Source organism: Streptomyces sp. NPDC044061, from assembly GCF_056434305.1.
The window spans coordinates 409,224-433,584 of sequence record NZ_JBWKFL010000001.1 but is presented as its reverse complement, the minus strand read 5'-3'; the positions used below and the strand labels follow the sequence as shown (position 1 = coordinate 433,584).

General features: G+C 72.2%; 18 protein-coding genes. 6 read left to right on the top strand and 12 right to left on the bottom strand.

Translation table 11 applies throughout. The annotated features are described in order from the left end of the window. Positions 1 to 4: 4 nt before the first annotated feature. The 4 genes from AC07CM_RS01985 to AC07CM_RS01970 all read right to left on the bottom strand — a co-directional run bounded on the left by AC07CM_RS01985 (position 5) and on the right by AC07CM_RS01970 (position 6,655). Positions 5 to 1,741: a SulP family inorganic anion transporter gene (locus AC07CM_RS01985; protein WP_478874358.1), complete on the bottom strand. Its 1,737-nt coding sequence runs from the start codon at positions 1,739 to 1,741 to the stop codon at positions 5 to 7. Then, positions 1,738 to 4,461: a cation-translocating P-type ATPase gene (locus AC07CM_RS01980; protein ID WP_478874357.1), complete on the bottom strand. Its 2,724-nt coding sequence runs from the start codon at positions 4,459 to 4,461 to the stop codon at positions 1,738 to 1,740. Before AC07CM_RS01980 ends, AC07CM_RS01985 begins: the two co-directional genes overlap by 4 nt. A gap of 39 nt (positions 4,462 to 4,500) precedes the next feature. Beyond that, positions 4,501 to 5,406: a polyphosphate kinase 2 family protein gene (locus AC07CM_RS01975; protein WP_478874356.1), complete on the bottom strand. Its 906-nt coding sequence runs from the start codon at positions 5,404 to 5,406 to the stop codon at positions 4,501 to 4,503. Between the two features lie 88 nt (positions 5,407 to 5,494). Next, complete coding sequence (locus AC07CM_RS01970) at positions 5,495 to 6,655, bottom strand: magnesium and cobalt transport protein CorA (protein WP_478874455.1); 1,161 nt, start codon at positions 6,653 to 6,655, stop codon at positions 5,495 to 5,497. Positions 6,656 to 6,928: 273 nt separating this feature from the next. Between AC07CM_RS01970 and AC07CM_RS01965 the strand changes: the two genes are divergently transcribed. The 3 genes from AC07CM_RS01965 to dmpI are packed head-to-tail and all read left to right on the top strand — an operon-like array spanning position 6,929 to position 9,227. Next, positions 6,929 to 8,038: a winged helix DNA-binding domain-containing protein gene (locus tag AC07CM_RS01965; protein WP_478874355.1), complete on the top strand. Its 1,110-nt coding sequence runs from the start codon at positions 6,929 to 6,931 to the stop codon at positions 8,036 to 8,038. A 40-nt stretch (positions 8,039 to 8,078) separates the two neighbouring features. After that, complete coding sequence (locus AC07CM_RS01960) at positions 8,079 to 8,945, top strand: LysR family transcriptional regulator (protein WP_478874354.1); 867 nt, start codon at positions 8,079 to 8,081, stop codon at positions 8,943 to 8,945. 45 nt (positions 8,946 to 8,990) lie between these two features. Next, complete coding sequence (dmpI, locus tag AC07CM_RS01955; RefSeq protein ID WP_478874353.1) at positions 8,991 to 9,227, top strand: 4-oxalocrotonate tautomerase DmpI; 237 nt, start codon at positions 8,991 to 8,993, stop codon at positions 9,225 to 9,227. 97 nt (positions 9,228 to 9,324) lie between these two features. On the opposite strand, the gene AC07CM_RS01950 is transcribed toward dmpI, so the two are convergent. The 3 genes from AC07CM_RS01950 to AC07CM_RS01940 all read right to left on the bottom strand — a co-directional run bounded on the left by AC07CM_RS01950 (position 9,325) and on the right by AC07CM_RS01940 (position 14,174). Further along, complete coding sequence (locus tag AC07CM_RS01950; RefSeq protein WP_478874352.1) at positions 9,325 to 10,116, bottom strand: S1 family peptidase; 792 nt, start codon at positions 10,114 to 10,116, stop codon at positions 9,325 to 9,327. Positions 10,117 to 10,319: 203 nt separating this feature from the next. After that, positions 10,320 to 13,154 carry an ATP-binding protein gene (locus tag AC07CM_RS01945; protein WP_478874351.1) on the bottom strand — a complete coding sequence of 945 codons (2,835 nt, stop codon included), beginning with the start codon at positions 13,152 to 13,154 and terminating at the stop codon, positions 10,320 to 10,322. Between the two features lie 183 nt (positions 13,155 to 13,337). Further along, positions 13,338 to 14,174: a helix-turn-helix transcriptional regulator gene (locus AC07CM_RS01940; protein WP_478874350.1), complete on the bottom strand. Its 837-nt coding sequence runs from the start codon at positions 14,172 to 14,174 to the stop codon at positions 13,338 to 13,340. 146 nt (positions 14,175 to 14,320) lie between these two features. Between AC07CM_RS01940 and AC07CM_RS01935 the strand changes: the two genes are divergently transcribed. Together AC07CM_RS01935 and AC07CM_RS01930 are read left to right on the top strand one after the other, a co-directional pair. Continuing rightward, a complete protein-coding gene (locus AC07CM_RS01935) occupies positions 14,321 to 15,994 on the top strand; it encodes an AMP-binding protein (RefSeq protein WP_478874349.1) in 1,674 nt (557 codons plus the stop codon). After that, a complete protein-coding gene (locus tag AC07CM_RS01930) occupies positions 15,991 to 17,601 on the top strand; it encodes an AMP-binding protein (protein WP_478874348.1) in 1,611 nt (536 codons plus the stop codon). The genes AC07CM_RS01935 and AC07CM_RS01930 overlap by 4 nt, the downstream gene beginning before the upstream one ends. A 32-nt stretch (positions 17,602 to 17,633) precedes the next feature. Here AC07CM_RS01930 and AC07CM_RS01925 read toward each other — a convergent pair whose 3' ends face one another. Beyond that, the gene (locus AC07CM_RS01925; protein WP_478874347.1) at positions 17,634 to 18,341 is read right to left on the bottom strand and encodes a hypothetical protein; all 708 of its coding nucleotides are present in this window, start codon (positions 18,339 to 18,341) and stop codon (positions 17,634 to 17,636) included. A 212-nt stretch (positions 18,342 to 18,553) separates the two neighbouring features. On the opposite strand from AC07CM_RS01925, the gene gcl reads away from it, so the two are divergent. Beyond that, the gene (gcl, locus tag AC07CM_RS01920; RefSeq protein ID WP_478874346.1) at positions 18,554 to 20,341 is read left to right on the top strand and encodes a glyoxylate carboligase; all 1,788 of its coding nucleotides are present in this window, start codon (positions 18,554 to 18,556) and stop codon (positions 20,339 to 20,341) included. 109 nt (positions 20,342 to 20,450) lie between these two features. On the opposite strand, the gene AC07CM_RS01915 is transcribed toward gcl, so the two are convergent. From AC07CM_RS01915 to AC07CM_RS01900, 4 genes are all read right to left on the bottom strand, one after another. Further along, entirely contained in the window at positions 20,451 to 21,014 is a 564-nt protein-coding gene (locus AC07CM_RS01915) for a TIGR04222 domain-containing membrane protein (RefSeq protein WP_478874345.1), read from the bottom strand. Between the two features lie 160 nt (positions 21,015 to 21,174). Beyond that, the gene (locus AC07CM_RS01910; protein ID WP_478874344.1) at positions 21,175 to 21,408 is read right to left on the bottom strand and encodes a hypothetical protein; all 234 of its coding nucleotides are present in this window, start codon (positions 21,406 to 21,408) and stop codon (positions 21,175 to 21,177) included. Positions 21,409 to 21,800: 392 nt separating this feature from the next. Further along, positions 21,801 to 23,258 carry a catalase gene (locus AC07CM_RS01905; RefSeq protein WP_478874343.1) on the bottom strand — a complete coding sequence of 486 codons (1,458 nt, stop codon included), beginning with the start codon at positions 23,256 to 23,258 and terminating at the stop codon, positions 21,801 to 21,803. 194 nt (positions 23,259 to 23,452) lie between these two features. Next, on the bottom strand, positions 23,453 to 24,358 hold the full coding sequence (locus tag AC07CM_RS01900; RefSeq protein ID WP_478874342.1) for a 2-hydroxy-3-oxopropionate reductase: 906 nt from the start codon (positions 24,356 to 24,358) through the stop codon (positions 23,453 to 23,455). Between the last annotated feature and the right edge of the window lie 3 nt (positions 24,359 to 24,361).

The window sequence follows — 24,361 nt, the reverse complement described above, 5'->3', positions numbered from 1 at the left end:
GCCGTCAGGGCTCCCCGCGGTCGGGAGGCGTCCACCGTGCTCCGGTGCGCAGCCGGAAGGCGGTGACGGCGGCCTCCACGGTGGGGAAGAAATGGTCCGGGTCGATGGTGCGGGTGAGTTCGTACCGTTCGATCTTGCGCCGCACGGGGTCCTTCACCTCGGCGAAGACCAGGTGGATGTGTTCGGCGTTCAGGGCCTCGTCCAGCTCCTCCAGCACGTCGGCGGCCGTGGTGTCCACGTCGGTCACCGGCTCGGCCGCGATCAGGATCCAGCTCGGCGGCGGATCCGTGCGCGCGAGGCGTCGTACCGCGTCGCGGAACGTCTTGGCGTTGGCGAAGAACAGCGGGGCGTCGAACCGGTAGATCACCAGCCCCGGAAGGTGCTCGGCCCCCGGATACGACCGCACGTCGTGGTACCCCTCCAGGCCTGGCACCCGGCCCAGCACGGTGCTGTACGGCCACCACGCGCGCCGGAAGACGTTGAGGACGGACAGGGCCACGGCGATCGCGATCCCCGCCAGGACGCCGAGCAGGGCCACCCCGAGGAAGGCGGCGACGGACAGCAGGAACTCCGTCCGGCGCTGCCGCCACAGCCGCACCGTCCCCGGCACGTCGGCCAGGGACAGCGAGGCGGTGATGACGACGGCGGCGAGGGCGGGCTGCGGCAGGTTGCGGAACATGCCCGGGGCCAGCACCAGCATGAGGGCGATCAGCACCGCTCCGACGACTCCGGTCAGCTGGCTGCGGGCACCGGCGCGCTCGGCCACCGCCGTACGGGATCCGCTCGTACTGACCGGGAAGCCCTGGAAGAACCCCGCCGCCAGGTTCGCGGCACCGATGCCGGCCATCTCCTGGTTGCCCCGGACCTCCTGCCCGGTGCGGGCCGCGAAGGCCGACGCGTTGGAGATCGTGTCGGCCAGGGAGACCAGGGCGATCCCCAGCGCGCCGCCGAACAGCGGCGCCAGGTCGGCGAGCCCGACGCGCGGGATCGTGAACGGCGGGAACCCCTCGGGCAGTACACCGACCAGGCCGACCCCGTGCTCGCCCAGGTCGAAGGCCGCGGTCGCGGCGATCGCCAGGACCACCATCACCAGGACCGCGGGGACCTTCGGCAGCAGCCGCTGCACGACCAGGAGCAGGACGATCCCGCCGATGCCCACCGCGGCCGCGGCCGGCACCACCGCCCCCTCGGCGAGCTTGCGCGCGAGCCCGACGCACTCCCCGATCAGGTTGTCCGCCTCGACCTTGAACCCGAGCAGCTTGGGCAGCTGGCCGATCAGGATGGTGAGGGCCAGGCCGTTCAAGTAGCCGATCATCGTCGGTTTGGAGATCAGGTCCGCGACGAAGCCGAGCCGCGCCACCGAGGCCAGGATCATGATCCCGGCGACCATGAGGGCGAGTACCGAGGCGAGGGCGACCGCCCGGCGGGGATCCGCGCCGGCCGCCACCAGCGGCAGCACGGTCGCGGCGATCATCGGACCCAGCGAGGAGTCCGGTCCCAGCACCAGGATCCTGGACGGCCCGCAGACCGCGTAGCCGAGCAGGCACAGGATCGTCGTGTACAGGCCGGTGATGGACGGCAGGCCGGCCAGTTCGGCGTAGGCCATGCCCTGCGGAACCAGCAGGGTGGTCAGCACGACGCCCGCGACCAGGTCCTTCGGCAGCCATTCGCGCCGGTACGTGGAGACGGCGCGGATCCCGGGAACGTCCCGGAGGCGGGAGGGAGCGAGGCGTCCGCTCACCCGAGGCCCCTCGCCCGGCGTGCCAGGAGCTTGCCCAGCTCCCACACGAGCAGCAGCGCGAGTGCCGACAGCAGCGCCCAGCCGAACTGCCGTGCGTTGATCTCGGTCGTCCCCAGGATGCGGCGGAAGCCGTCCAGCTGGGTCACCATCGCGGCGAGTACGAACTGGCCGAACGCCACCCAGTTCATCTGCTTGCTGTCGAACGTGGACGGCGTCAGGACGGACGCCGACTCGCTGCGGCACTCGAAGGCGGCCACGATCAGACAGAGCGCGAAGGCGGTGAACGCGATCGACTGGCCGATCGCGGTGCTGTCGTAGAGGACCCCGCCGAGCTTGATCAACCCCAGCAGGACGACGGTGAGCGCGAGCCCGGCGAGCCCGACCGTGGCCAGCAGGGGACGGGTGAGCACCGACTCCCCGCGCGGCCGCGGCCTGCGGCGCATCAGTCCGGGGCTCTCCCGGTCGAAGCCCAGGGCGAAGCCGAAGGAGGCGTTGACCACGAAGTGGATCCACAGCACCTGCGGCGGGGTGAAAGGCTCGCCCGCCGCGATGTCGAACACGGTCGCGCCGAGGAACGTCAGGACGAAGGTGACCAGCAGGAGCAGGACGAACCGGATGTACTTGGTGAGGTTGTCGTAGATCGTGCGGCCCTGTTCCACGGCGTACACGATGGTGGCGAAGTTGTCGTCGGAGAGGATCATGCGGCCCGCGTTCTTCGCCACGTCCGTGCCGCTGCCCATGGCGATGCCGATGTCGGCGGCCTTGATGGCGGGCGCGTCGTTGACCCCGTCCCCGGTCATCGCCACGACGTCGCCCTTCTTCTTGAGCGTGTCGGCGAGCAGCACCTTGTGCTCGGGCGCGACCCGCCCCACCACTCCGATGGCGTCGATGCGGGCGAGCCGCTCCTCCTCGCCCATCGCGGCGAAGTCGGCGCCGAGGATCGCCTCGCCCGGGATGCCGATCTGCCGGGCGATCGCCGCTCCCGTGGTGACGTCGTCGCCGGTCACCAGGCGGACCCTGATGTGCGCGGCCCGGGCGTCCGCCACCGCCGCCCTCGACTCCGCGCGGGGCGGATCGACCATGGCCACGAGACTGGTCACCCGCAGCCCGGTGACGTAGGCGAGCAGGTCGGCGTCCGGATCGAAGCCGGCCGGGTCCAGATCGCGGGTGGCCGCGGCCATCACCCGCAGCCCCTCGCCCCCCATCCGCTCGGTCTGCGCCTGGGCGCGCTGCCGCAGCTCGGCGCCCCACGGGACGGTCCCGTCCGCCGCGAGGGCCTCGGCGGCCCGCGCCGTCACCGCGGGGGCCGCGCCCTTGACGAAGCACCGGACCACCGGCCGGCCGGAGGCGTCGACCGCCGAGTTGAAGGTGGCCATCAGCTTGTAGGCCGGGTCGAACGGCAGGGTGGCGAGCCGGGGCAGGCGCTCCCGGGTCGCGTCGGTGTCCAGTCCCGCCTTGTGCGCGAGCACCAGCAGGGCGCCCTCGGTGGGGTCGCCGACCACCTCGCCGTCCACCAGCTTGGCATCGCTGGCCACGATGTACGGCAGGACCGCTTCCTCGAGGGCCGGGGCCGAGCCCACGGCGTGGTGGATCCTGCCCTCCAGGCCGTAGCCCGTGCCCGAGACGGTGTACCGGTCGGTGGGGGTGAGCACCTCGACGGCGGTCATCTGGTTCATGGTCAGCGTGCCGGTCTTGTCCGAGTTGATCGCCGAGGTGAACGCGAGTGTCTCGACCGACGGCAGCTCCTTCACGATGGCGTTCCGCCTCGCCAGCTTGAGGCTGCCGACGGAGAGGATCGCCTGGGTCACGGTCGGCAGGGCCTCCGGGATGGCGGCGATCGCGAGGGAGACCGCGCTGACGAACAGCGTGTCCCAGGCCTGGCCGCGGCTCCGCCCCAGGGCGAACATCACGATCATGGTCAGCCCGGCCGCCCCGGTGATCCACAGGGTGAGGTGGTCCAGCTCCCGGGTGAGTGGCGGCACCTCCTTCTCGGTGGCCGACAGCATCCCGGAGATCTTGCCCAGCTCGGTGCCGGTGCCGGTGGCGGTGACGACGAGGGCGCCGCTGCCATGGGTGACCGGCGTGTTCATGAACGCCATGTCGGTCTGGTCGCCGGGCGGCAGCCGGTCGCCCGGCACCGGCTGCGCGTCCTTCGCGGCCGGCACGCTCTCCCCGGTGAGCGCCGACTCGTCGATCTGCAGGGCGCTCGCCTCGATGATGCGTCCGTCCGCCGGCACCTGGTCCCCGGCGGCGATGAGCACGATGTCCCCGACGACGAGCCCGTCCGCGGGAATCTCCGCCTCCACCCCGTCCCTGCGCACCCGCGCCGTGGCCTCGAGCATCGACTTCAGCGCGTTCATCGCGCTCTCGGCCTTGCCCTCCTGACGCAGGCCCACCACCGCGTTCAGCAGGGTCAGCACGATCAGCAGGATCGCGGTGGCCCACTCCCGGATGAGCAGCGAGACGACGGCCGCGGCCACCAGCACGAGCTGCATGTAGCTGCGGTACTGCGCGAGGAACCGGCGCCAGGCCGCGGGGCGTTTCTCCTCGGGCAGCGCGTTCGGGCCGTGCGCGGCCAGCAGTTCGGCGGCCCGGGCCGCGGAGAGCCCGACCGCCGGATCGACACCGAGGGCCGCCACGACGTCCGGAGCGGCCCGTGCGTACCAGGCCTCCTGCGCCTCCCCGGACCGTGCCCCCACGGAATCCGGCTGCACCGTCATCGCCTTGCCTCCGATCCGGGCGGGCCGTGCCCCGGTCCTTCACCCTCGGCCGGGTGCCTCCCGCTCCAGTTCCCGCCGGGCGGACAGCAGATCCTTCCGCGTCTCGTCGCCGACCTCGGGGTAGCGGGGGTCGATGTCCATCAGGGTGTGCGCGAGGACCGCCGCCGTGCAGATCCGCGCGAACCACTTCCGGTCAGCGGGTACGACGTACCAGGGAGCCCATGCCGTACTGGTCGCCGAGAGCATCTCGGAGAACGCCGCCTGGTACTCGTCCCAGTGACGCCGTTCGCGGACGTCGGCGGCGGAGAACTTCCAGTTCTTCTCCGGCAGGTCGATCCGCTTCAGGAAGCGGACGCGCTGCTCCTCCCTGGACAGGTTCAGGAAGACCTTCACCACCTTGAACCCGTTGTCCGTGAGGTAGCGCTCCCAGTCGTTGATCTCGCGGTAGCGCCGCTCCCAGACGTCCCCGCGGCGCGCCCGGTCCGGCAGCCGCTGCCGGACGAGGTTCTCCGGGTGCACGCGTACGACGAGGACCTCCTCGTAGTGGGAGCGGTTGAAGATCGCGATCTCGCCGCGCGACGGCAGCCGCTGGGCGTAGCGCCACAGGTAGTCGTGGTCCAGTTCCTCGGCGGAGGGCACCTTGAAGCTGCTCACCTTCACGCCCTGCGGGTTGACGCCGCTCATCACGTGCCGGATCGTTCCGTCCTTGCCGCCCGCGTCCAGCGCCTGCAGGCACAGCAGCACGCCGTACGTGTCCTGGGCGGCCAGCCGTTCCTGGTACTCGGCCAGCAGGGCCACCCCGGAGCGCAGCAGCTCCGCCCCGTCCCGCTTCTTCATCCCGGCCCGGTAGCGGGGGTCGAAGTCCCGGCCGAGGCGCACCTTCGAACCCGGCGCCACGCGCAGCGGCTCGATGAACTCCGCGACACGCGCGGCCCTGTCGTCCACACGCCCATTCTCCGGTCGCCCGCACAAGATCGCCCGCCGAGGCAGGGTAGGGGGGCGGGAGCGGGGGGCCGGGCAGCCGGACGAGCGCCTAGAGCCAGTCCCGGCGCTTGAAGATCACGTACAGGCTGACGCACACCACGCCCATCAGCGCGATCGCGAAGGGGTATCCGAACCCCCAGTGCAGTTCCGGCATGCGGTCGAAGTTCATGCCGTAGATGGTGCCGACGAGGGTCGGGGCGAACAGAATGGCCGCCCAGCTGGAGATCTTCTTCACTTCCTCGTTCTGCTCGAACCCCGCCTCGGCCAGGGCCCGCATCTCCGCGTTCTGCTGCTGGGTGACCAGGGTCGCGTTGACGGTGAGGATCTCGGTGAGGGCCTGCCGGAAACCGTCGACGCGTTCGCTGGTGTGGGTGACGTGGTCGGCGACGTCACGGAGGTAGCGCTGGAGTTCCTCGTCCGTCTCGTACTTGGCGAACCCCGCCATCAGACCGTGCAGCATGCCGACCAGCGGGCGGGTCGCGCGCTGGAACTCGACCATCTCGCGGGACAGCTCGTAGATGCGGCGGGAGACCTCGGGGTCGCCGCGGAAGACCTCCGTCTCGATCTCGTCGATGTCGTTCTGCACACCGGAGACGACGGGCGCGTAGCCGTCGACCACCGCGTCGAGGATCGCGTACAGGACCGCCTCGGGGCCCAGTTTGAGCAGCTCGGGGGAGTCCTCCATGCGCCGGCGGACCGCGGACAGGTCGGGGGCGGCGCCGTGCCGGACGGTGATGACGAAGTCGGGGCCCACGAAGACGTGCAGCTCACCGAAGTCGACCTCCTCCGGGGCGTCCAGGTAGCGGGCGGCGCGCAGGACGACGAACAGCGTGTCGCCGTAGCGCTCCAGTTTCGGCCGCTGGTGGGCCTCCATCGCGTCCTCGACCGCGAGCGGGTGCAGGTCGAACTCGGCGGCCAGGGAGAGGAGTTCCGCCTCCGTGGGGCGGGCGAGGCCGATCCACGCCATACCGGAGGGCTGCTCGCGCAGCTCGCGGTAGGTCTCGGCGAGACCGGCGGGGGAGGAGACCCGTACGCCGTCCCGGTACAGCGCCGCCTGCACGACGCTCGCCGTCTCGGCCGGTTCCGGGGACGGGGTGGTGGCGGGCTCGGCGGGGAGCGGCTGCGGCGCGGCGGAGGCGCGGCGCCAGACGGACCTGCGGCCGCCGTTCCGGCCGCCTCCGTTGCCCTTGCCGCCGTTCCGGCCGCCCACGGCGCTCGCGCCGTTGACGCCGTTCGCGGGGTCGGGGGAACCGCCGGGCTTCGCGGAGCCGCCGGAGGGGCCGGATGCCCCGGCGTTCTTCGCGGCCGGGCGGGCGGGGCGCTCGGACATCGGCTCCCTCTCGGTCGAGCCTGCGCACGGCGTGATCACGCGGTGGGTACGAGAAGGATATCGAGGGCATACCCGCCGGGCGTCCGGAACCGGGCCAGGGTTCGGTGAGAGATGCGGACGGAAGCTGTCCGCAAGGCACGCTAGCGTGCGGGCATGACGAAGAGCAGCGCAGCGACGGCTCCCCTCCTGGACATCCGCGCCCTGAACCGCGCCACCCTCGACCGGCAGCTCCTGCTGCGCCGCTCCCCGCTGTCCGCCCCGGAAGCGGTGCGTCATCTCCTCGGTCTCCAGGCCCAGAACGTCAAGCCGCCGTACTACGCCCTCGCCGCCCGCCTCGACGGCTTCGCCCCCGAGCGGCTGTCCGGGCTCATGGCCGCCCGCGAGGCCGTCCGGATCGTCACCCTGCGCTCGACCATCCACACCCACACCGCCGAGGACTGCCTGACCCTGCGGCCGCTCGTCCAGCCCGCCCGGGACCGGGAACTGACGAACTTCCGCACGGGCCTGGACGGGGTCGACCTCGACCGGCTGGCCGCGTTCGCCCGGGAGCTGGTCGAGGGCGAGCCGCGGACCATGGCCCAGCTCCGGGCGGCGCTGAGCACCCGGTGGCCGGACGCCGACCCGCAGTCCCTCGCCGTCGCCGCCCGCTGCCGGCTCCCCCTGGTTCAGGTGACACCGCGCGGCCTGTGGGACCGCAGCGGCCAGGTCGCGCTCACCACCGCCGAACACTGGCTCGGCCGTCCGGCCCGCCCGGTCCCGTCCCCCGACGCCGTGGTGCTGCGCTACCTCGCCGCGTTCGGCCCCGCCTCCGTCAAGGACATGCAGACCTGGGCCGGACTCACCCGGCTCCGGACCGCCTTCGAACGCCTGCGCCCGCGGCTCCTCACCTTCCGGGACCCGAACGGGGTCGAGCTGTTCGACCTGCCGGACGCCCCCCGCCCCGACCCCGCCACCCCGGCCCCGCCCCGCTTCCTCCCGGAGTTCGACAACCTCCTGCTCTCGCACGCCGACCGCACCCGGGTCATACCCCCGGATTACTGGGGCCGCAGCTGGCAGGGCAACCAGGCGTACCGCACCCTGCTGGTCGACGGCTTCCTGGCCGGCCTGTGGAAGCTGGACGGCGACACCCTGGTCGTCGAGCCCTTCGGGAAGCTGACGAAGGCACAGCGGGAGGACGTGACCGCCGAGGGTGCGCGGATGCTGGAGACGATGCACCCCGGAACGCCGTACGACATCCGCTTCGGCACCGTCGTACGGCGGTGAGCCGCCCGCCCGGACGGGTGACCCCTCTACAGTCGGGCCCATGGAACTGCGGCAGCTCACCTATTTCGTCGCCGTCGCCGAGGAGTTGCACTTCGGCCGGGCGGCCGAGCGGCTGCACATCGTGCAGTCCGCGGTCAGCCAGCAGATGCAGCGCCTGGAGCGGCAGCTGGGCGCCGAGCTGTTCGACCGCTCACCGCGCCGGGTGCGGCTGACCGCGGCGGGGGAGCGGCTACTGCCCGAGGCGCGGGCGGTGCTGGCGGCGGCGGAGCGGGCACGGGCGGCCGTGGCGCCGCCCGCCGGGCTGCGCATCGGCACCAGCACCGGCCTCGGCGCCCATCTGGACCGGGTGCTCGCCGCGTTCGCCGAGCGGGCGCCGGACGTGCCCGTCGAGCTGTTCTCGCTCCCGGCCGCCGAACGGCTGGCCCGGGTCGCGGCCGGCCGGCTGGACGCCGCGTTCGTCCGGGCGGCCGAACCACCGCCCGGCGTACGGATACTCCCCCTGTGGCCCGACCCGCTGGTGGCCGCCCTTCCGGCCACGCACCCGCTGGCCTCCCGCGCGGAGGTCGCGCTCGCCGACCTGGCCGACCTGCCGCTCGCGCTCACCCCCCGCCGCACCAACCCCGCCCTGGTCGACCTGGTCGTCGGCGCCTGTCACGCGGCCGGGTTCGAGCCCCGGCCGGGGCCCGTCAACGGCTCCCTGCAGGACACCCTGGCCACCATCGGCTCCCGGCCCCTGTGGACGGTCGTCTACGCCTCCCACGCGCGCGTGCTGCACACCCCCCGGGTGGCCTACGTCCCCTTCCGGGCGCCCGGGCTGGCCCTGTCCACAGGCCTCGCCGTGCCCGCGGCCGACCCGCCACCACACCTGGAGAAACTGCTGCTGGCCTGCGACGATCACGAAAGCTGATCGTTACGGTCGCGAACTGCTCCTTGGTCGGCGGTCCGCCGCGCGATGGACTGGTTCCCGAGGCGATCACACGCGATCGCACGAACGAGGGAGTCAGTCATGCCGATCGTCACCATCCAGCAGGGCCCCCGCGACACCGAGCTGAAGCGGGACCTCGTCAAGCGCGTCACCGACGCCTTCGTGGACGCCTACCGGATCCCGGCGGAGAGCGTGCAGGTGTGGATCCACGAGGTGCCGGCGGACAGCTGGGGCGCGGCCGCGAAGCTCACGGCCGACAGGTAGCCGGATGTGGAGAGGGGGGCGCTGCGGGCCGCTCGTGGTGGCCCGCAACGCCCCCCTGGCACATACCTGAGGGGTGCTCAGGTGATCTTCTTCCGGGTTACGAGTCGACCTGCGTGGTCACGAGGTTCGAGAAGGTGGTCAGCCGGGTGTACACACCCGGGTAACCGGCCTCCGCGCACCCCTCGCCCCAGGAAGTGATCCCTGCCAGGACGCCCCCGATGAGCAGGGGACCGCCGCTGTCGCCCTGGCAGGTGTCTACGCCGCCGGACGTGTATCCGGCGCAAACCATGTCGGACTGGACGTAGTCCGAACCGTAGGAGCTCTTGCAGCTGGAGTCGGACACGATCGGGACGGTCGCGGTCCGCAGCTGGTTGGAGGAGCTGCCGTTCTCCGAGGTGGTGCCCCAGCCGAGGATGCGGGCCGTGGTGCCGGCCGCGTACACGCCCGTCTGGGACGAGGAGACGTACGACGCCGTCTTGTAGGGCATCGACGTCGAGAGAGTCAGGACGGCCACGTCGTCGCCGTTGGTGGCGTCGGTGTAGTCCGGGTTGATCCAGATCTTGCTGACCTTGCTGACCGTGCCGTTGGTGCCGTTCAGGTAGGTGCGGCCACCGACCACGCGGACACTGCTGGTCGTCTCGCCGACCATGCAGTGGGCGGCCGTCACGACCTTCTTGGCGGCCACGAGGGTGCCGCCGCAGAACTGGTTGCCGGACGCATCGGTGATCTGCATCACGAAGGGGTAAGCCGTCGTGGTGGTGGTCGTACCGCCCACGATGGGCTGGGGTGCGGCGGTCGCCGTGGGGGAGGCGATCAGCGCGGTCGTCGCGGCGGCGGCGGTGGCCACCAGAACCGCGGCGGTCTTTCTGGCACGTCTGAGCCCGAACATGAGTCTCCTCAGTGGGGTTGCCGGTGGGGGTCGCGCGGGTGTGGGGGTGATACACGGGGATCGCGGGACCGACCCCTGTATGCCCGGGCGAGCGGCACGCCCTTTACGCTAGGACCCGGAACCCCGTCTCCCAATGAGGGAACCCCCTAGGAGGGTTGGGGGAGGGAAAACCCTCGGTCCGGCTCAGTTAACCTGGCGAATCGTCACTTCGCGCGCCGCGCCGCCGCCAAACGGACGATGTCCACGCGCGATCGGATCCCGAGCTTGCGGTAGACCCGGGTCAGGGTCGCCTCGACCGTCTTCACACTGACGAACAGCCGGCCCGCTATCTCCCGGTTGGTGGCGCCCTCCATGACGAGTGCGGCGACCTGACGTTCCATCGAGGCCAGGCCCGCCAGCGCGTCCAGCGTGTCCGGCACGGCGAGGGCCGGCTCCGGCTCCTGGCTGCTGAGGGCCTCGTCCACCTGGCGCAGCCACGGCAGGGCGCGGCAGCGGCGGAACAGCCGGGTGGCCTCGTCGTACGCCGAGGTCCGGCGCGGGCCGGGCTCCGCGCGCCGGGTGCGCAGCTGGGCCAGCGCGAACGCGGCCCTGGCCTCCTCCAGGCCGTAGCCGAGCTTGGCGAGCCGGTCCTGAGCGGACGTCAGCTGGGCGACGGCACCGTCCTGGTCGCCGAGGGCGGCACGCACCAGCGCCTCCGCGCGGTCGAGGACGGCGAGCACACTCGCCCGGTCGAGCCGGAGGGCGTGCTCCCGGCTTGCGTCGATGACATCCTGTGCCTCGGCCGGTTCACCGATACGGACCAGCGCCTCGGCGAGGTCGCCGTGCCAGCGTCCGCGCGCCGGATCGGTGATGCCGAGGCCCAGCTCCAGCCGGCGCACCCGGCGCAGCGAGCGGACCGTGCCCGCCGGGTCCCCGGCCACCAACTGGGCGTACCCCAGCGCGCCCAGTGCCCGGGACAGGTACATCTGGTCGCCGTCCTCCTCGGCGTGCTCCACCGCCTCCCGGGCGAGCGCCAGCGCGCGGTCCACGTCCCCGCCCGAGGCCTCCGCGAGCGAGGTGAGCATCGCCGAGGCGGTCTCGCCGATGCCGGAGTCCCGGGCGAGCCGGAGGCTGTCGCGGGCCAGCTCCAGGGCGCGGCCGCAGTGCCCGGCGCGCAGCTCGGTCTCCGCGAGGCCGCGCAGGAAGTGCACCTCGCTCTCCACCGAGCCGCGCCGGCGCACCTCGCGCAGCAGCGCGGTGACCGTCGCCCGGGCCTCGGCCAGCTGGTCGCCCATGACCAGCCAGCGGAAACGGGCGCTGCCCGCACCGTTGTGATGCCAGGCCACCCGGGGGTCCTGGGGCTCCTTCAGGGCGCGCTTGATGGTCCGGGGGGCCTCCGGATGACCCATCAGGGTCTCGGTCTGCGCCTGGAAGGCGAGGGCGAGCAGCTCGGTGCGCCGGTCGCCGCCGCGCTCGGCCAGCTCGGCGGCGTGCGCGGCCTCCTCCCGGGCCTCGGTGAAGTCGCCCTCCACGATCAGCCCCCGCCACGCCAGCTGGTAGTGGACGAGGGCCAGCAGCCGGGGGTCGTCGCCCGCGTCGGCGAGGGCCTGCGGGAAGACGGCGTCGACCTCCGCCATGGTGTGCCCGGCGGTGTCGATGACGATGATCCAGGCCCGCACCCGGTCCGCGGGCACGGTCGCCCGGGTGAGCACCTCGCGGGCGATGTCCCGGGCCAGGTCGACCTCGCCGGCCGTGATCGCGTCCTCGGCCGCCTGCAGCCGCCGCTCGTCGGGGCTGGGCACACCGTCGGCGGGGGTGTGCCGGGCCGCGAGGAGCCCCAGCTGGGCGGCGACCGACGGGGCGCCCCGGTCCCGGGCCAGGGCCGCGGCCTCGGCGAGCCTGGCGGCCACGTCGGGGTCGGTGCCGGTGGTGGCGAGGGCCAGGTGCCGGGCCCGTTCGATCGGGTCGGAGGCCGCGGTCGACAGGGCCGCGTGCGCGGCCCGCCGCTCCTGGGCGGGCGCCTCGGCGTAGAGCGCGGCGGAGATGAGCGGGTGCGCGAACCGCACGGCCGGCGCCTCCTGCTCGGTGGCCAGCAGCCCGAGCTCGGCGGCCTGGGCGCACTCCGCCTCGGCGTTCTGCCGGCCGGCCGCGTGCAGCAGCGCCGGGGTGGGGCGGGCGCCGGCGCTGGCCACCAGCAGGGTGCGGCGGGCCTCCACCGACAGCATGTCCAGACGGCTGAGCACCAGGGCGCGCAGCGAGGTCGGCACCGGCAGCGGCTCGCCCGGCCGGGGCCGGGCCGGGCTCTCGGCGAGGGCGCGGCCCAGCTCCAGGGCGAACAGCGGGTTGCCGCCGCTGGTGCGGTGGATCTCGCGGACCGTGGAGCGCGGCAGTCCGCCGTGACCGCGGTGGTCGAGCAGCTGCGCCACCTGGGTGCGGTTGAGCGGGCCGAGCCGGACGGCCACCGTGTCCGGCGGGCAGGCGCGCAGATGGCGGTCGTACTCCTGGCTCCCCTGGCCCTCGGTGCGCACGGCACACAGCAGCTGCACCGGTGTGCCCTCGAGGCGGCGGGCGGCGAAGCCGAGCAGTTCGGCGCTGGCCGGATCCAGCCACTGCAGATCGTCGGCCACGACCAGGACCGGGCCCTGCGCGGCGAGCACGCGCAGCGCGGAGAGCACCGCGAGGCGCAGCGCGAGGCCGTCGCGCAGCAGGCTGGACTCGCCACGTCCGGTGAGCGCCGACTCCAGTGCGGTGCGCTGGGCCGCGGGCAGCCGCGGGGCGACGTCGTCGAGGACCAGACCGAGCAGGTCGGCGAGGGCCAGGAAGGGCAGGTGCGATTCGGACTCCGTGGCGGAGCAGCGCAGGACGGTACGCGCGGTGGCGCCGTATTCCTCGGCCAATGACCGCAGGACGGTCGATTTACCAATTCCGGCGGGGCCGTGCAGCAGCACGCTGCCGCCCGAGGCGAGCTGGTCACGTCCGGTCGCGAACAGGTCCTCGCGGCCGATGAGCAGGTCGGGGCGGCATCGGGCAGGCTCCTGGAAGTCCCGTCGCACGGTCACCGCTCCCCTCCTGTGTCGCGTACGGGCCAAATTCTAGGCAACGATCCTTGAAATCAGGATGGAAGCCGTGGTGAGGGAGATAACAAACGGTCACGCATAGGGAAATTCAAAGCATCGTCGCATGAATGGGCAGGTTTCCTTCCGGGTGTGGTGGCCGGCCCTCCGGACGGGGCCGGCCCGGGCCTACGGCAGCAGTCCCGCCCGGCGTGCCGCGGTCACCGCCTCCCCTCGCGTGTGCGCGCCCAGCTTCCGCATCGCCGAGCGCAGGTACCCCTTCACCGTCTCCGGGCGCAGGCCCAGCCGCTCGGCCACGGCCGCGTTCGTGGCGCCCGCCGCCACCCAGGACAGCACGTCCAGCTCGCGCGGCGCCAGGCTCGCGCCGCCGGCCGGGCGCGGCGCGGTCAGCAAACCGCAGGCCAAGAGCAGTTCCGCGCGCAGGTCCGGGTCGGCGATCCGGGCCGCCAGCGCGCGCAGCGCCGCGTGGGCCTCGCGCACCTGCTCCCAGCCGGCGTCCGGGGCCGGCCGGCCCCCCGCGGGCTCCTTGCGGGCGGAGGCCAGCAGCCCCCGTGCCTCGTCGCGCACCACCAGCGCCTGCTCCACGTCCCGTGCCGCGGCCACCGCGGCGCCCAGCGTGCGGTCGCCCAGCGGCTGGGCCGAGCGCAGCGCGCCGTACAGCACCCCGCGTACCCGCCGCCGCACCACGACCGGCACCGCGAGCACCGAGCGGATGCCCTCCGCGGCCACCGGGACGTCGTACTCGTGGCTGATCTGCCGGGAGCTGGAGTAGTCCGTGACCGCGCACGGCCGGGCCAGTGCCACCGCCTTGCCGCCCAGCCCGTTGCCGGAGGTCACCGCGAGCGAGCTGAGGGCCGCCGTCGCGGTGCCGCTCAGCTCGCTGATGCGGATCTGCGGCCGGCCGGACTCGACGAGGCCGCCGAAGGCGACAGGAAGCCCCGTGCTGCGTCGCAGCCGAGCCAGCGCACCACGTATCTCAACCGCCGCCACGGCCTCTGCTGCCACCTCATCGCTCCTTCGGTGCGGCTCCCGTGCTGCCCACACCCCCGTTCGCGTGGACCACACCCCCGTTCGGGGGTAGTGAGACCTGCATCACGGATTAGACGATGCCAGAGAGCCGCCCGGCAATGGTCCGGAACCTAGGAGGACAGATGACGACGGCGACCGAGCTCTTCCGCGGAGCACGGGATTTCCTGCTGGAGCACCGCGAGGACTACGCCACCGCCCACGAGGGCTTCGCCTGGCCGCGACCCGAGCACTTCAACTGGGCGCTGGACTGGTTCGACGTGATCGCCGACGGCAACGACCGGACCGCCCTGCACATCGTCGAAGAGGACGGTACCGAGATCCGGCTCTCCTTCGCCGAGATGGCCGAACGCTCCGACCGGGTCGCGAACCATCTGCGCGCGCGGGGCGTCGCCGCCGAGGACCGCATCCTCGTCATGCTCGGCAACCAGGCCGAGCTGTGGGAGACCGCGCTGGCCGCGATGAAGCTGCGCGCGGTCGTCATTCCGGCCACCCCGCTGCTCGGCCCCGCCGACCTGCGCGACCGGGTGGAGCGGGGCCGGGTCAGGCACGTGCTGGTGCGGGCCGAGGACACCGCGAAGTTCGCGGAGGTGCCCGGCGCCTACACCCGGATCTCGGTCGGCGGGCTGCCGGAGGAGGGCTGGGAGCCGTACGAGGACGCCTACACCGCGCCCGCCGAGTTCGTGCCCGACGGCCCCACCCTGGCCGACGACCCGCTGATGCTGTACTTCACCTCCGGCACCACCGCCCACCCCAAGCTGGTCGAGCACACCCACACCTCGTACCCGATCGGGCACCTGGCCACGATGTTCTGGATCGGTCTGCAACCCGGTGACGTGCACCTGAACATCTCCTCGCCCGGCTGGGCCAAGCACGCCTGGTCCAACCTGTTCGCCCCGTGGAACGCCGAGGCGACCGTCTTCATCCACAACTACACCCGGTTCGACGCGGCCCGGCTGATGGCCGAGATGGACCGGGCCCAGGTCACCACCTTCTGCGCGCCGCCGACCGTGTGGCGCATGCTCATCCAGGCGGACCTCGGCCAGTTGCGCACCCCGCCGCGCGAGGTCGTGGCCGCGGGCGAACCGCTCAACCCCGAGGTCATCGAGCAGGTCCGCCACGCCTGGGGCGTCACCGTCCGGGACGGCTTCGGGCAGACCGAGACCGCCGTCCAGGTCTCCAACAGTCCCGGCCAGCTCCTGAAGACCGGCTCCATGGGGCGGCCCAGCCCCGGCTACCGCGTCGAACTCCTCGACCCGGTCTCCGGCGCGCCCGGCGCCGACGAGGGGGAGATCGCCCTGGACCTGTCCGAGCGCCCGGTGGGCCTGATGGCCGGCTACCACGGCGACCCCGACCGCACGGCGGAGGCGATGGCCGGCGGCTACTACCGCACCGGTGACATCGCCTCCCGCGACGAGGACGGCCATCTGACGTACATCGGCCGCGCGGACGACGTCTTCAAGGCCTCCGACTACAAGATCAGCCCGTTCGAGCTGGAGAGCGCGCTGCTGGAGCACCCGGCGGTGGCCGAGGCGGCCGTCGTCCCCGCCCCGGACGAGCTGCGGCTCGCCGTGCCGAAGGCGTACGTCGTCCTCGCCGAGGGCTGGGAGCCCGGCGCCGACACCGCGAAGGTCCTCTTCGAGCACTCCCGCGAGGTGCTGGCGCCCTACAAGCGCATCCGCCGGCTGGAGTTCGGCCCGCTGCCCAAGACCGTCTCCGGCAAGATCCGCCGCATCGAGCTGCGCGAGGCCACGGCCGCCGGCTCCGGAAACGAGTACCGCGAGGAGGACTTCCGGTGACCTCGGAGCTGTCGTACACCCACGGGACGGGATCCACCGCCCTGCTCGGCGACACCATCGGCACCAACCTCGACCGGGCCGTCGCCGCCTGGCCCGACCGGGAGGCGCTGGTCGACGTCCCGTCCCAACGGCGCTGGACCTACGCCGAGTTCGCCGCCGACGTGGACCGGCTGGCCTGCGCGCTGCTCGCGAGCGGGGTCGCCAAGGGCGACCGGGTGGGCATCTGGGCGGTCAACTGCGCGGAGTGGGTGCTCGTGCAGTACGCCACCGCACGCGTCGGCGCCATCATGGTCAACATCAACCCGGCCTACCGCACGCACGAGGTCGAGTACGTGCTCAACCAGGCCGGGATCTCCCTGCTGTTCGCCTCCCTCAGCCACAGGACGAGCGACTACCGGGCGATGGTCGGGGAAGTCCGCGGGAAGTGTCCGCAGTTGCGGGAGGTCGTGTACATCGGGGACCCGGGCTGGGCGGCGTTCACCGCGCGCGGCAGCTCCGTGCGGGTGGAGGAACTGAGGGCGCGGGAAGCGGAGCTGTCCTGCGACGACCCCATCAACATCCAGTACACCTCGGGCACGACGGGCTTCCCGAAGGGTGCCACCCTCTCCCACCACAACATCCTCAACAACGGCTACTTCGTGGGCGAGTCGATCGCCTACGGCGAGCAGGACCGGATCTGCATCCCGGTGCCCTTCTACCACTGCTTCGGCATGGTGATGGGCAATCTGGCCGCCACCTCGCACGGCGCGTGCATGGTCGTGCCCGCCCCCTCCTTCGAGCCGAGGGCGACCCTGGAGGCGGTGCAGCGGGAGCGCTGTACGTCCCTGTACGGCGTCCCCACCATGTTCATCGCGGAGCTGAACCTGCCCGACTTCGCGACGTACGACCTCTCCACCCTGCGCACCGGGATCATGGCGGGCTCGCCCTGCCCGGTGGAGGTGATGAAGCGGGTCGTCGCCGAGATGCACATGGCGGAGGTCTCCATCTGCTACGGCATGACGGAGACGTCACCGGTGTCGTTGCAGACCCGCATGGAGGACGATCTGGAGCACCGCACCGCGACCGTGGGCCGGGTCCTTCCGCACCTGGAGGTCAAGATCGTCGACCCGGCCACCGGGGTCACCCAGCCGCGCGGCAGGGCGGGGGAGTTGTGCACCCGCGGCTACAGCGTGATGCTCGGCTACTGGAACGAGCCCGAGAAGACCGCCGAGGCCGTCGACCCGGGCCGCTGGATGCACACCGGGGACCTCGCGGTGATGCGGGAGGACGCGTACGTCGAGATCGTCGGCCGGATCAAGGACATGATCATCCGGGGCGGCGAGAACATCTACCCGCGCGAGATCGAGGAGTTCCTCTACGCCCACCCCGGGATCCGGGACGTCCAGGTCGTCGGGGTGCCGCACGAGGCGTACGGCGAGGAGGTCCTGGCCTGCGTCATCCCGCGCGACCCGGCCGACCCGCTCACACTGGACGACCTGCGCGCCTTCTGCCGGGGCCGGCTGGCGCACTACAAGATCCCGAGCCGGCTGCAGATCCTCGACTCCTTCCCCATGACGGTGTCGGGGAAGGTGCGCAAGATCGAGCTGCGGGAGAAGTACGGGGCTTGAGCCCACCTGTCCAGGGGCCGGCCGCCGCAGGTTCAGGGCGTGCCCGATGCGGCGAGTTGCCGTCCGGGGGCGTTGACCGGGGTCGGGGTGCCGGTGAGGTCGAGGACGAACAGGGGGACGCCCAGCGTGTCGGCGCGAGCGCGGGCGTCCTTCGTGTATCCGGCCAGGGAGAAGCAGGCGCACTCGGCCGACTCCGTCATGGCCGTCAGCCACAGGCACTCCACGTCCCGTGGAGAGGCGGGGCGCAGTGTCGGGTCCACCTGGGCGACCAGACCGTACGCGGTCAGGCCGATGCCGGACGGGGGCGGCCGGCCGGCGCGGCGTATGTCGCGGTAGCCGAGCCAGCGCAGATAGCGCGCGGCGGCGGTGACGGCGTCCCGGGCGGTGCGGATCGCGACGGGCTGGAAGGGGGCCCGGCGGGCCGGGCCGGCCGCCGGGGGCGCCTCGCTCACCGCAATGCGCAGGACCGTACCGCACGGGCAGCCCAGTTCCGGGTGCGGCCACTGGTTGCCGCGACCGCAGGCGGCGCAGCGCACGGTGATCCAGTCCTCTTCCCAGGCGCGGTGCGCCAGTACGGCCGGTCCGGCCGCCGCGTCCGGCAGCAGCGCGGTCGGCGTGCCGCAGGCGCAGGGGTACGACGGCGCCGTGTACACGTGCTCGCGCCGACAGGCCGGACAGCGCACCGGCACGCTCTCGGGCATGGCCCACTCCCAGGCGTCGCTTCGGGACAGCGGTCCCATCGTCCTCCTGCCGGCCACCGCTTGTCCGCCGCTTGCGGGTCTTGCCGTCTCTTGACGGCATTCGCCCGCCCCCCTACATTGCTTCCAGATAGTAGAAGTTGGATTCCGTAATGCGGAAATTCTGGAAACCCTGAAGTTCAGAAATCTGGAGACTGTGCTCACCGCGGGGCGCGACGGGAGTACGCATCCGACAGCCGAAGCAGGAGTACTCGATGGCTCGTATGACCGCTGCCCGCGCGGCAGTTGAGATCCTCAAGCGCGAGGGCGTCACCGACGCCTTCGGTGTGCCGGGCGCGGCGATCAACCCGTTCTACAAGGCCCTCAAAGAGGGTGGCGGCATCAACCACACCCTCGCCCGCCACGTCGAGGGCGCCTCCCACATGGCCGAGGGCTACACCCGCACCAGGCCCGGCAACATCGGCGTCTGCATCGGCACCTCCGGCCCCGCCGGCACCGACATGATCACCGGCCTGTACTCGGCCATCGGCGACTCCGTCCCGATCCTGTGCATCACGGGCCAGGCGCCCACGCACGTGATCCACAAGGAGGACTTCCAGGCCGTCGACATCGCCTCCATCGCCAAGCCGGTGACGAAGATGGCGGTCACCGTCCTGGAGGCCGCGCAGGTCCCCGGCGTCTTCCAGCAGGCCTTCCACCTGATGCGCTCCGGCCGCCCCGGCCCGGTCCTGATCGACCTGCCGATCGACGTCCAGCTCACCGAGATCGAGTTCGACCCGGAGACGTACGCGCCGCTCCCGGTCTACCGGCCCACCGCGACCCACGCCCAGATCGAGAAGGCGATCTCCTTCCTGCTGGCGTCCGAGCGTCCGGTCATCGTCGCCGGCGGCGGCGTCATCGGCGCCGACGCCTCCGACCTGCTGGTCGAGTTCGCCGAGCTGACCCGGACCCCGGTCGTTCCCACCCTGATGGGCTGGGGCACCCTGCCCGACGACCACGAGCTGAACGCCGGCATGGTCGGGGTCCAGACCTCGCACCGCTACGGCAACGCCAACTTCCTGGAGTCGGACTTCGTCCTCGGCATCGGCAACCGCTGGGCCAACCGCCACACCGGCTACAAGCTCGACGTCTACCGGGGTGACCGCAAGTTCGTCCACGTCGACATCGAGCCCACCCAGATCGGCAAGATCTTCCCGCCGGACTACGGTGTCGTCTCCGACGCCAAGGCCGCGCTGGAGCTGTTCATCCAGGTGGCGAAGGAGCTGAAGGCCGCCGGCAGACTGCCCGACCGCGCCGACTGGGTCGCCTCCACCCAGGAGCGCAAGGCCACCCTGCTGCGCCGCACGCACTTCGACGACGTGCCGATGAAGCCGCAGCGCGTGTACGAGGAGATGAACAAGGCCTTCGGCCCGGAGACCCGGTACGTCACCACCATCGGCCTCTCCCAGATCGCCGGCGCGCAGATGCTGCACGTCTACAAGCCGCGCCACTGGATCAACTGCGGCCAGGCCGGACCGCTCGGCTGGACCATCCCGGCCGCGATCGGTGTCGCCAAGGCCGACCCGGACGCCCCGGTCGTCGCGCTCTCCGGCGACTACGACTTCCAGTTCATGATCGAGGAGCTGGCGGTCGCCGCGCAGCACAAGATCCCCTACGTCCACGTGCTGGTGAACAACGCCTACCTGGGCCTGATCCGGCAGGCGCAGATCGGCCTGGACATCAACTTCCAGGTCAACCTGGAGTTCGAGAACATCAACACTCCGGAGATCGGCGTCTACGGCGTGGACCACGTCAAGGTCGCCGAGGGCCTGGGCTGCAAGGCGATCCGGGTCACCGAGCCGGACCAGCTGGGCGCCGCCTTCGAACAGGCCAAGAAGCTGGCCGCCGAGTACCGGGTGCCGGTCGTCGTCGAGGCGATCCTGGAGCGCATCACCAACATCTCGATGAGCCGGACGATGGACATCAGCGACATCTCCGAGTTCGAGGACCTGGCCACCGAGCCCGGTCACGCGCCGACGTCGATCAAGCCGCTGAAGGTCTGACACCGCCGATCGCGCGGAAGGGGCGGCCCGTCCCGAGGGGGGACGGGCCTGCCCCTTCGTCGCGTTCGAGGGGCCGCCGCAACGGCTCGCAGGGGCCGCCGGAGAGGCCTCACACCCCGCAGCTGAAGCCCCCGCCGCCCGAGCTGCCCCACGAGCGCAGCTCGCGTTCCGTGGTGCCGCCGCGGCCCGTCAGGCCCGCCTCGCGGGCGAAGCGCGGGGCCAGCAGGGTCAGCGCACTGTCGCCGTGCAGGGCCACCAGGAGCACCTTGTCCCCGTCGGACAGGCCCGAGCGCCGGACGGGCAGCGGATGCCGGGCGCGCAGGTCCCTCAGGGCCCGGCGGCCGGTGCGGGTGCGGCCCGGCAGGACGGACCGCAGCAGGCCCGCCGCGACCAGGTCCGCGCGCAGCACGCGCAGCGCCTCCCGCACGCCCTGCCGGTCCGTCAACTGCCCCATTCCGGCAGGCCGGTAGAGGGCGGCGTGCACCGCCCTGGTGAGGGCCGGCAGCGGCGCTCCGGGCGCCGGCCCCGAGGTGCGCATCGTGCCCGCCCGCCCGGCCTGCACCGCACCCCGCAAGTGCAGGTCCAGCACCGTCGCCGCCACCGCGGCCCGGGCACCCCCGCGCAGCAGGGCGAGCGCGTGCGGCTCCGTCGGGATCCTCGTCGTACCGGCCATGACACACCCCCGGACGGGGGCCCGCCGTCCCCGTGCCGGCGGGCCCCGTGTGCCGGTGTTGTGCCCGCCGGCGACGGTGGCCGAAGCCTCCGCGGCGGTGTTCAGAGGTTGATTTGAGGATGGCGTAGGCCGGGTACGGCCGCTGTCCCACCCGGAGTCGTCACCACTCGTGCTCCGACAGGCCCGGCCAGTCGTCCGGCCCGCCGCCCTGCCATTCGATGAGGTCGCTCTCCTCGACCTCGATCCGGTCCAGGTCGGCCAGCCGCAGGATCTCGACGACGTCGTCCAGGTGGGAGGCGAGTCCCAGGGTCACGTCCCCCTCGGTGACCCGCCGGGAGCCGTCGAGGGCCGGAGCGTGGACCACGATGTGCGGGTACTGCGTCGGATTGCCCATGGCTTCAGCGTCCTGCGGATACGGCGGACCCGCACGCCGGAGCCGGGACAGCACGAAGGCGCCCCCGACCAGGGGGCGCCTTCGTGTCGTGTGATGGCCGTCCGACGGCGCGAGGCTGGGCGCGACAGGACATTCGCGCCGCCGGACGGAGTCGGGAACCTCTCATCGAGGTCGTGGCTGGGGACCGCGGCGGATGCGACGGAGCCGGGAATCCTTCCCTCTGGTCGAGAAGGGGACTCGGGTCCTTCACCACCGCACTGGCTCGCACACCGCCGCGGTCCTCGCCCTGCCCGCGGAGCCGGGCGATCACCCCTCATCCGGATCGCTCGGCGGCGGGTCGTACGCGTCCGGGGCCGGACCTCCCCGTCGGGTCCCGGACGCAGCCCGTGGGATCAGTCCTCGCGCAGGGCGCGGACCGTCTCCTCCACGCGCTTGCCGTACTCCGGGTCGGCGGCGTGGAAGTGGGCCAGGTTCTTCTCGATCACGTCGTCGCGGGAGACCTGCGAGAGGCCGCCGGCGATGTTCGCCACCAGGCGCTGCCTCTCCTCCTCGGACATCAGGCGGTACAGCTCGCCCGCCTGGACGAAGTCGTCGTCCTTGGTGTGCAGCGGCGCCTCGTGGGTGCCGGTGTGGCCCGTCACCGCCAGCGGGGCGGACAGCGGGCGGCCGGTCTCCACCGGGCCGTCGTAGGAGTTCGGCTCGTAGTTCTTGGCGCCACGGCCCTGGCCGTTGACCGCCATGACGCCGTCGCGGCCGTAGTTCTGCACGGTGGTCGCCTTCGGGGCGTTCACGGCGAGCAGGGTGTGGTTGACGCCCAGCCGGTAACGGTGGGCGTCCGCGTAGGCGAACAGGCGGCCCTGGAGCATCTTGTCCGGGGAGGGGCCGATGCCGGGGACGAAGTTGTTCGGGGAGAACGCGGCCTGCTCGACCTCGGCGAACACGTTGTCCGGGTTGCGGTTCAGCACCAGCCGGCCGACCCGCTGCAGCGGGTGGTCCCGGTGCGGCCACACCTTCGTCAGGTCGAACGGGTTGAAGCGGTAGTCGGCCGCCTCGGCCGCCGGCATGATCTGCACGTACAGGGTCCAGGACGGGTGCACGCCCCGCTCGATCGCCTGCAGCAGGTCCGTCTGGTGGGAGTTGGGGTCCTTGCCCGCGAGTTCCGCGGCCTGCTCGCTGCTCAGGGAGCGGATGCCCTGGTTCGACTTGAAGTGGTACTTGACGAAGAAGGCCTCGCCCTCGGCGTTCGTCCACTGGTAGGTGTGCGAGCCGTAGCCGTTCATGTGGCGGTAGGACGCCGGGATGCCGCGGTCGCCCATCAGCCAGGTCACCTGGTGCGTGGCCTCGGGGGCGTGCGCCCAGAAGTCCCAGACGTTGTCCGGCTCCTGCCGGCCCGTGAACGGGTCCCGCTTCTGCGAGTGGATGAAGTCGGGGAACTTGATCGGATCCTTGATGAAGAACACCGGGGTGTTGTTGCCGACGAGGTCGTAGTTGCCCTCCTCGGTGTAGAACTTCACCGCGAAGCCGCGCGGGTCGCGGACCGCGTCCGCGCCGCCGAGGGAGTCGGCGACCGTGGAGAAGCGCAGGAACACCTCGGTGCGCTTGCCGATCCGGCTCAGGAAGTCGGCGTGGGTGTAGCCGGTGACGTCGTCCGTCACCTCGAAGTGGCCGTACGCACCGGAGCCACGGGCGTGCACCACACGCTCCGGGATCCGCTCGCGGTTGAAGCGCGCGAGCTTCTCCAGGAGGTGCTGGTCCTGGAGCAGGAGCGGGCCGCCGGCGCCGGCGGAGGCGGAGTTCTGGTTGTCGGCGACCGGGGCGCCGGACTCGGTGGTGAGCACGCGCTTCGACATCGTGGACCTTCCGTGCGTGTGTCAGCGGAAACCTGTTTCCGCTTCGTGGAGCCTAGAAGTGGGGCGATCTGGGCGTCAACAGTTTGTTGAATCGAATCAACGGTTTGTTGAGGGTGATTCCGGACGGCGCCGGCGCCTGGGCGCGACAGGACAGGTGTCAGCGGCGGCGCCGCCCGGAAGTCTCTGGGGTCGCGTCAGACCTGGGCGCCGGACAGGCGCTCCACGGCCCGCAGCAGGGCCGAGTGGTCCAGGCCGCCGTCACCCTGGGCGCGCAGGGAGGCGACCAGCTGGGCGACCGCGGCGCCGACCGGCAGCGCGGCGCCGACGTTGCGGGCGGCGTCGGTGACGATGCCCATGTCCTTGTGGTGCAGGTCGATGCGGAAGCCCGGCTTGAAGTCGCGGTTCAGGAAGTTGTCCTTCTTGCGCGTCAGCACGGTCGAGCCCGCGAGGCCGCCGTTGAGGACGTCCAGCGCGGCCCTCAGGTCCACGCCCGACTTCTCCAGGAAGACCACGGCCTCGGCGCACGCCTGGATGTTCACGGCGACGATCAGCTGGTTGGCCGCCTTCACGGTCTGGCCGGAGCCGTGCGGGCCGCACAGCACGATGGTCCTGCCCAGCGCCTGGAAGATCGGCTCGGCCTGCTCGAAGTCGGACTGCTCGCCGCCGACCATGATCGACAGCACGGCCTCCACGGCACCGGCCTCACCGCCGGAGACGGGGGCGTCGAGGACGCGGACGCCCTTGTCCGCCGCGGCCTTCGCGAGGTCCACGGAGGTCTGCGGGGTGATCGAGGACATGTCGATCAGCAGGGCGCCCTGCTTCGCGTTCTCCAGGATGCCGTCGGGGCCGTAGGCGATGGCCTCGACCTGCGGGGAGGCGGGCACCATCGTGATGATCACATCGGCGTCCCTGACGGCCTCCGCGATCGAGCCGGCCGCGGTACCGCCGGCGGCGGCCAGCCGGTCCAGCTTGTCCTGCTCCAGGGTGAAGCCGGTGACCTGGTAACCCGCCTTGACCAGGTTCTCGGACATGGGGGAGCCCATGATGCCGAGGCCGATCCAGGCGATCGCCGGGCGGGAAGAAGCTGCAACGTTGCTCATGGT